An 8,398-nucleotide genomic window follows, 5' to 3' on the forward strand; every position below is an offset into this window, starting at 1 on the left:
TTCATTGCTTGTCTAATGATTTGAACTAACCAAATCAACTGTCGTGAACGTCGATTAAAACGACTTCTTTCAAGAAGATGACCGCAAGGAAAGAGTTGACAGATACGATAAAAATGCCGTTGTGACTTAATGCCTAGTTCAGCTTGTAAAATAAGCAAAACTAATAACGACTGATCTGAAACCTTAGATAAGCTGATATTATGACGATGTTTGAAAGTTTCAGGACAATAATCCCTATATAACTGTTGGCATATTTTTGATAATTGCTTCAAATTCCATTGTAAGTGATGAGATTTAGCGGTATACTGTAAATGGTTCATTTGGACTAACCTCCTGTTTGTTAGGCACTTACAGTATAGTACTCTTGGGCTTTTTATTGTATTTTGAAATTTACTAGCACCACGAGTTAAGTATATCAATATGCCACTTAGAACCTTCTTAACTGAAATAGGTGTATTTAAGAAAGATAGAACTGATGGCACTTATAAGTTAACAGCAGGAGGGCTACTGTTTTTTGGAAAATACAATTCTATAATTTCTAGGTATCCTAAATTTCAATTAGACTACTTTGAAAAGGATAACTCACTTTCTACTAGGTGGGATGACAGAGTTTCGACAGGAGACATGATGTTCCCCGATTTGAATATGTATGACTTCTTCAATTTGGCACATAAGAAATTAACTGCAACAACAAACGATAGATTCAAACTCAATGATGAATCTGCCCATCGTTTACCATTTAAAAAAGACTTATCTGAATCCATACGTGAAGCACTAGTGAATTGCTTAATGCATGCTTACTATGATTTTGATTCACCTATCGTTATTACCTCATATAATGATTTTTATGAATTTAAGAATCCCGGAAAAATGAAAATTTCCATCCCTGAATTTATACATGGTGGTACATCCAAAACACGAAATAGTACTATTTCATCACTATTTAGAAGAATCGGGATGTCTGAAAAGGCTGGATCAGGTGGTCCTAAAATTTTTGATGTGTCAGAAAAATACAAGTTGAAAATTCCTGAGGTCACAACTACTTTCGATAGCACAATCGTAACCATTTGGAAAGTAGACTTATTGTCTTCATACCGAGACATATCAAAAGAAGAAAAGATTATTCTCAAGTATATAATCAAAAATGGAAACATCAGCAAAAATGATGTTATTGAGAATAATCTGATGACAGAATATAAGTTTAGAGAAAACTTGAAAACTCTGCAAAATAAGAGATATATAGAAATCGTCGGAAAAGGACGTTCAACCAAATATGTACTCCCAAGAACCTCATCTGAGCAATATCACATCATCAAACAACAAATTAAAAATCTTGGTGAATTTATGACCAAACACTGAAATTTGTCTGATTTTTGTCTGATTAAAACCGAAGAAAGGGCTAAATTATTCAATTTCATCAATATTTGAAAAAGTCAAAAGCCTATGGAATTAAGATTTCTAGGCTTTTTTTATATTATGATAAAAAATTGATAAACATAATAATATCTTTTAACCAAGCTCTTGACACCTGTTGAATGTTTCCGATTCAAATACCATTTATCAAAATATATTGATTTTAATAAGAATTCTTCCTATCTACTTCAGCGATTCTTTAATTTTATGGTACAATAAAGTCATTCTTTATAGGAGGCAACCATGGTTTCTTTTTTTACACGCATCATTAAAGGCATGATTATTGCACTTGGGTTTATTTTACCTGGTGTTTCAGGAGGTGTCTTGGCAGCTATATTAGGCATCTACGAGCGGATGATTGCTTTTTTGGCTCATCTTCGCGAGGATTTTGTCGCAAATGTGTTATTCTTTTTACCTGTTGGTATTGGAGGTATTCTAGGAATTGCCTTATTCTCTTATCCTGTTGAGTATTTGCTAAATCATTTTCAGGTCGTTGTTCTGTGGGGGTTTGCAGGAGCTATTATAGGAACAATCCCTAGTTTGATGAAGGAATCAACGAAACACTCGACTCGCGATACGAAGGACCTTGTCTGGCTAGTTGCTACTTTTGTAATATCTGGTTTGGGGTTGTACTTCTTGAATGATCTTGTTGGTACCGTTCCAGCTAATTTCTTCAGTTTTATTTTAGCTGGTGTCTTGATTGCTTTGGGAGTTTTGGTTCCTGGACTGAGTCCGTCAAATCTATTATTAATCTTAGGGCTTTACTCACCAATGTTATCAGGCTTTAAATCTCTTGATTTATTAGGAACCTTCTTACCAATCACTATCGGTGGCATTTTAGCTATTCTATCCTTTTCAAAAGCGATGGACCATGCTTTAACACATCATCATTCTACTGTTTATCACTTTATTATCGGAATTGTGCTTTCTAGCACCCTATTGATTCTCATTCCAAATCATAATAGTCCTGAATCTATCTCTTATGCTGGAGCAAATCTAGGCACTTGGACAATGGCACTACTGTTGTTTGCCCTTGGAATTTTATTAGGGCTTTGGATGAGTAAACTAGAAGAAAAATATAAATAAAATAGCCTCCCATTTATGGGAAGGCTATTTTTATGAGGCTTATTGATAATTCAAGGATTAATTAGCTCCACTCTGATTACTCGCTGCTCTAATAATATCTGTAAAGCGACTTGTAAACTGAGCGGTCATCCCCCAAATGGTTTCATCTAGATTTTCGTAAAAGGGAATGCTATGACGATGATTGCTAAAAGCATAGCGATCTCCATTGCGAATCCTATCAAATGGGAAGTTAGAGGTCTTTATCGGTTCTGCTGTCAAGTCATAGTAAACTGGCGATTGTTCAATCAACTGATTGAGAGGTACTGTAAACAACCTGTCAACTTCCTCATTAGCCTCTATCTGTCGCCAGTCATCGACTTTTAACTCACCGACAAAACAGTGAATGCTTCTATTAGATTGGACCAAATAGTCAATCTCTCCCCAAATATCAATTTGAGAAGCGTCAACATTCAATTCTTCGGTCGTTTCTCGAATAGCTGCCTGACGATAAGTTTCATTGTCTTCTACTCGTCCGCCAGGAAAAGAGACTTCTCCTGGTTGAGAAATGTGCTGGCTTCTGATTTCATATAAAATATGCCACTGCTCATTCTCCCAAATTAATGGCAAGCAAACAGCATACCGATTTTTTTCTCCCAAGGGCTTAGCTTGATAATTTTTGATGACATCTTTCATAGCGTTATTCCTTATTGACCTCTTTCCTAGTTACTCTTATTTTCATAGTATAAAATGCCTCTCTTTTGGTCAACTAATTACTTTAAAAGATTTTGTTTTTATAAAACTGGTATTGACACGCGCTAAAAGAAACCGTATACTATATATAAAATATTTATATATATAGTTTTTTTATATATAAGAATGATCCCGAAAGGAGCTTCAATGTATTTTCCAATATCAGCAACCTTAATTGAATTTCTGATTTTAGCTATTATTGATAGAAATGATTCTTATGGCTATGATATCAGTCATACCATCAAGTTAGTTGCTAACATCAAAGAATCGACTCTTTATCCCATTCTTAAAAAAATGGAGAAATCAGGCTTTTTAACAACCTATAGCCAAGAACATCAAGGTCGAAAACGCAAATATTATACTGTTACCGCTTCAGGAAAAGAGCATCTTGAGTTTTTAAACAAAGAATGGCACATTTATAAAGTTTCCTTAGATGGAATTATTGAAGGGAGTTTAAGACATGACAAGGACTGATTATTTAGCCGAACTCGCTAAATACTTGAGAAAGTTACCCAAAGAAGATTATCTTGAGGCTATGGAGTACTATGTGGAATATTTTGATGAGGCTGGCCCTGAAAAAGAAAGAGAAGTCATTGAAGAGTTGGGAAATCCAAAAGATGTCGCCAACGAAATTATAGCCACTGTCTTAGACAAACACCTCACAATTCCTGAAAAAACACCCAAAAATACGGCTACCATTATTGGACTAACCGTTCTAACACTATGTGCAGCTCCTATTGCATTGCCGATGTTGTTGGCTCTGGTTCTATTTATCATTGCTTGTGTTGTTGCTGGTTTAGCAATTATAGCGGCTATCTATATTGTTGGACTAGCTGGCATCGTTATGGCAGTGGTGACAACTTTTGAAAGCCTAACCTTACTAGCACCATCGATTAAAGCCCAAACAGTGGTTTTTGGAGGAGCACTGATTAGTTTTGGGGGTGGTATCCTGATTTGGATTATTGCAACGGCACTGCTACGCTTTTTAGGACGTGCAACCATTGCTATCATCAAATGGATTAGTAGTAAGAAAGGAACAAAAGTATGAAAAATATCTCACGCAAATTCTTGATGCTTAGCCTTACCTGCATTCTATTAGGAGCTATTCTTATGGCAATTGGTTATGTCTCTGGTGGTTTCCAAGATATTAGACAATTAACAGCTCCAAAAAAAGTCACCAAACAATTAAAACCCTTTACTAGGTTAGATTTTAGTGACCATTTCTTATGTATCCATGTAGAAACAGGTCCTGTTAAGGTTCCAACAGTCACCTATTATAAACACCCTAAGTTTATTACCCCCATCAAAATGACAGTGTCAGATGAGACGCTGACACTGTCAAAATTTCCTAGAGACATGATCATCTCGGGAGCTATTGAAGCTTATGGTTTTTACTTAGATTCTGGCGGAAAAGATTATAACAGTATCACAATAACACTTCCACAAGAAACCGTACTCAAAGAAATTAAAGGAACTGCCCTGCAAACCCTTCTTTCCAACATCACTGTTCAAGACTTACAGTTGGACGGTTTCCTCGTAGCCTCTGATACAACAATTCATAACGCCAACATTAACGGCTATCTTAATGCAACAAAGAGTCAGTTTGATAACATCACAGTCGAATCGCAGCAATCCGATAGTTATGTTGCTGATTCTATCATTAACAAAGGTCACCTGAGCCTTACTAGGACGACACTCATCACAAAAAATAGTCAACTAAAATCAGTTGTTATCGATTCATCTCAAAGTGGGGGTGTTGAAGCCAAAAATACCACCTTTGAAAAGCTAAGGTTTACAGGTCTAGAGAGCCAATATCAGAATGACTATTCTAATGATGAAAAAATAAACTTTATTTCAAACAACACAACTTTCAAAGACAATAATCAGATTATTGGAGGAAACGTTGATGTTACACTTTCATTAACACCCACTGACCATATCTCTTATGAGTTTAAAACAAAAGAAGGTAAAATTATTACCAATTCAGCTGTTATTGGCGACAACGTTTTTATGGATCCCTTAACAGGTGAACAATCGTTACACAAAGAACATCCTAATGCTTTAGGAAAAGTTAACATCAACTTAAGCAAAGGAAACATTATGATAAAGTAATGCTCTTGCAAAGGGCCAATATAAAAAGAATTGCTTTGATTAAGCAATTCTTTTTATATCAATCATTATTAAGGCTATTATGGTGTTGTTTCTGTTTGTTGAGGACGGTAAATCAACAAGGCTAATCCCATAAAAGCCACACAAAAACTTAGTAAAACAAGGACTTCTTGGGTCACGTTTCCTGATAAAGAAATGGTTTGGCGTAAGCCCGAAACAACATAGGACATTGGTAACAAAGGGTTTAGCATGCGGAAAAATGGTCCACTAAGCTCAATAGGATATGAACCTCCTGATGATCCTACCTGTAGTAATAATAACACCAAGGCTGCAAAAGAACCGTATCGGTTATCCCAACCAACTAAAGCAGTCACAAGAGCCATCAAGGTCCAACCACTTAGTATGATAACAGCTAAAGTTTTTAACTGATCATTAGCCTCAAATCCTAAAAATTGAATAGCTATATACAGAATAATCGAGCTAAGAGTTGAGATAAATCCATTAATAACAAGTTTCTGCTTGGCCCAATCTCTTTTTGTTGTTACTGGACGTCCAGAAAGGGAGCTAGCAAAAATAACATTTGTCGATAGCGCCACAACCATTAACGATACCGCAATCATATAAGGTGCCATAGCGATCCCATTGGTTTTGACATGGTCTTTGTCTGTAGCTCTTAGTTGTAATGGACTCGCAACGGCTTGTGCATTTTTAGGAGTAACCGATACCAGTGATAATTGTTTCTCTGCCTTTGTTAATGAATCATTTAAAGTCAAAGCGCCACTTGACAAGGTTGACAGACCAGTTGACAACTTCTGACCACCCTGTGTTAGTTGATCCGCCCCTGTTACTAATTCTCCTAACCCATCACTCAAACGATAACTACCAGATGTCAATTGACTTGACTGATTATCTAATGCTGTGACTCCTTTTGAAAGACTTGAAATTCCTGTATTAATGTCGTCATTTTTCTCATCTAATTGCCCTAATCCTTGGGACAATTGATTGCTTCCAGTTAATAACTGACCAACTACTGCTTGATTAACAGATGATATCCCTGTTGAGAGGCTAAGAAGTGCTCGACTGCTTTCTGGCAGAATCTGACCAGACTGACTGGCTAATTGTTTGACCCCTTGTTGCAACTGAGCCAATTGACCTGTTTGATTTTCCATTGACATACTTGTCAATTTTGTTGACAAGTCTTGAACACCAGATAAAAGAGCCTTTGCTGCATTGGTTTTGCCCGATGGATTCTGTGTTATCGCTCCAGACAACTCCGCTTGCTGCTCAGCTGTCAAACTTTGGAATGCTTTAGTCCGTTGTAAAGCCGTCAATTGTTCTTGTTGCTCTGCTGTTTCTTCTGCAATCAGTTGCTGAGCGTTTAAGCTAATAGCGCGTAAAGAAGCTTCAAGTCCCTCCTTGTCAACATTAAATGCTTGTAAGCCAGATACGTTGTTATTTAAATCTTGTATGGCTTGATTGAGTTGAGGAAGTCCTTTAATCAATGTTTGTATGCCACTTGCCTGTTCTGGTGATGTTTTGGTGACTTGCGCTATTTGTGTCAATGCATTTGTCAATCCGTATGATCCTTGCGTCAGACGGTTAACGCCATTCAAGTAGATAGGAAGCTCTGCTGATAACTGTCCAAAACCATCAGTCAACTGAGAGACCCCTCCAGTATAGGCATCTAGTCCTGCTGATAATTGTTGTGACCCTTGTTCCAATAATCGAGTGGAACTTGATAGCTTTCCTAAATGATTTGCTAGCAGTTGGCTATTAGCGGCTGCATTTGACGCACCATCAGCAATCTCTTGGCTCCCTTTTGAAGCTTTTTGTAACCCTGACTGCAGATTAGTCAAGCTTTTGAAAACAGATGAGGTGTAAGTTTTAGTCACATTAGAAGCAACACGTTCTTTAAGCTTATCCATAACTGCCTCACTCATTTTAGAGGCAATCATGCCATGACCTTTACTCGTTTGATAGTTAATGGTCAATTTCTCAGGTGAGTCATTTAATAACGTCGTCGCTTTTTGAGAGAGGTCGTTTGGCAAGGTCATAACCATATAGTAATCACCTTTTTGCAATCCCTTTTGGGCTGTTTGAGCGGTGACAAAATGGTAGTCTAGGTCTTTGCTTTTAGACATGCTGTCAACCATATCTTTTCCGATTGAAAAGGTCTTGTTACCGAGTTTGGCTGTTTTATCATGGTTCACCACAGCAACTGGGAGACGGTCAACCTGTCCGTAGGGATCCCACATAGAACCGAGGAATGATAAATTATATAGGGCTGGAATCAAAGCCACTCCCAACATGGTTATCAGTAACTTTGGCTTCTTAAGCAATGCGTTTAATTCGTCAATCATTTTTTCTCCTTAAATGGACACTGTGTACATGTTTTATGATAAAATATATTATACAAATAAATTTTAAATTTACAAGATAAAACATCGTTTTTTGGACAATCTGTCTAAAAGTGTTCAAAAGAAGGGAGTCGCCTTGACCAATCGCAAAGAAATCACTAAAAAAGCCATTCTTGAGGCCATGGTAACCTTGCTCAAAACAGAGAGCTTTGATGATATCACAACTGTCCAGTTATCTAAAACAGCTGGAATTAGTCGATCTAGTTTTTATACCCATTATAAAGATAAATATGACATGATTGATTATTACCAGCAGAGCTTTTTCCATAAACTCGAGTATATCTTTGAAAAAGAAAATCAGAGTAAAGAGCATGCTTTTCTTGAAGTTTTTGAATTTCTCAAACGTGAACAGCTCTTGTCCTCTTTACTGTCTTCAAATGGAACACGTGACATTCAAACCTTTATTATTAATAAAGTTCGTTTGCTTATTAATAAAGACCTCCATAGTCGTTTTGGAACAGAAAATCTCTCCAAGACAGAACAAAATTACTCAAGCATTTACCTGTCTCATGCGTTTTTTGGGGTCTGTCAAAGTTGGATTGCCAAAGGCAAAAAAGAATCACCTCAAGAAATGACCCAATTTGTATTAAAAATGTTATCTAATTCATAACACTAGCTAAAGAGGAATCAATTAAGCACACTAA

The 8,398-nt window shown here is 36.6% G+C and carries 8 protein-coding genes and 1 pseudogene; 6 read left to right on the forward strand and 3 right to left on the reverse strand.

The features are described 5' to 3' along the window. Positions 1-320: pseudogene (locus AKK44_RS08770) on the reverse strand (IS982 family transposase); the annotation flags it as partial. 100 nt (positions 321-420) lie between these two features. Here AKK44_RS08770 and AKK44_RS07070 point away from each other — a divergent pair. Together AKK44_RS07070 and AKK44_RS07075 are read left to right on the forward strand one after the other, a co-directional pair. After that, positions 421-1,359, forward strand: a complete 939-nt coding sequence (locus AKK44_RS07070) for an ATP-binding protein (RefSeq protein ID WP_236686667.1) — start codon at positions 421-423, stop codon at positions 1,357-1,359. A gap of 297 nt (positions 1,360-1,656) precedes the next feature. Then, entirely contained in the window at positions 1,657-2,499 is an 843-nt protein-coding gene (locus AKK44_RS07075) for a DUF368 domain-containing protein (protein ID WP_054279103.1), read from the forward strand. A gap of 57 nt (positions 2,500-2,556) precedes the next feature. Here the strand turns inward: AKK44_RS07075 and AKK44_RS07080 are convergent, their stop codons facing one another. Next, complete coding sequence (locus tag AKK44_RS07080; RefSeq protein ID WP_054279104.1) at positions 2,557-3,171, reverse strand: NUDIX hydrolase; 615 nt, start codon at positions 3,169-3,171, stop codon at positions 2,557-2,559. A 204-nt stretch (positions 3,172-3,375) separates the two neighbouring features. On the opposite strand from AKK44_RS07080, the gene AKK44_RS07085 reads away from it, so the two are divergent. The 3 genes from AKK44_RS07085 to AKK44_RS07095 are packed head-to-tail and all read left to right on the forward strand — an operon-like array spanning position 3,376 to position 5,340. Beyond that, positions 3,376-3,702: a PadR family transcriptional regulator gene (locus tag AKK44_RS07085; RefSeq protein ID WP_054279105.1), complete on the forward strand. Its 327-nt coding sequence runs from the start codon at positions 3,376-3,378 to the stop codon at positions 3,700-3,702. Beyond that, positions 3,689-4,276, forward strand: a complete 588-nt coding sequence (locus AKK44_RS07090; RefSeq protein ID WP_054279106.1) for a DUF1700 domain-containing protein — start codon at positions 3,689-3,691, stop codon at positions 4,274-4,276. Before AKK44_RS07085 ends, AKK44_RS07090 begins: the two co-directional genes overlap by 14 nt. Next, the gene (locus tag AKK44_RS07095) at positions 4,273-5,340 is read left to right on the forward strand and encodes a DUF4097 family beta strand repeat-containing protein (protein ID WP_054279107.1); all 1,068 of its coding nucleotides are present in this window, start codon (positions 4,273-4,275) and stop codon (positions 5,338-5,340) included. Before AKK44_RS07090 ends, AKK44_RS07095 begins: the two co-directional genes overlap by 4 nt. 77 nt (positions 5,341-5,417) lie before the next feature. Here AKK44_RS07095 and AKK44_RS07100 read toward each other — a convergent pair whose 3' ends face one another. Further along, a complete protein-coding gene (locus tag AKK44_RS07100; protein WP_054279108.1) occupies positions 5,418-7,697 on the reverse strand; it encodes a YhgE/Pip domain-containing protein in 2,280 nt (759 codons plus the stop codon). A 133-nt stretch (positions 7,698-7,830) separates the two neighbouring features. On the opposite strand from AKK44_RS07100, the gene AKK44_RS07105 reads away from it, so the two are divergent. Continuing rightward, positions 7,831-8,364 carry a TetR/AcrR family transcriptional regulator gene (locus AKK44_RS07105; protein ID WP_054279109.1) on the forward strand — a complete coding sequence of 178 codons (534 nt, stop codon included), beginning with the start codon at positions 7,831-7,833 and terminating at the stop codon, positions 8,362-8,364. Positions 8,365-8,398 lie beyond the last annotated feature (34 nt).

Source organism: Streptococcus phocae (genome assembly GCF_001302265.1).
Lineage (GTDB): Bacteria > Bacillota > Bacilli > Lactobacillales > Streptococcaceae > Streptococcus > Streptococcus phocae.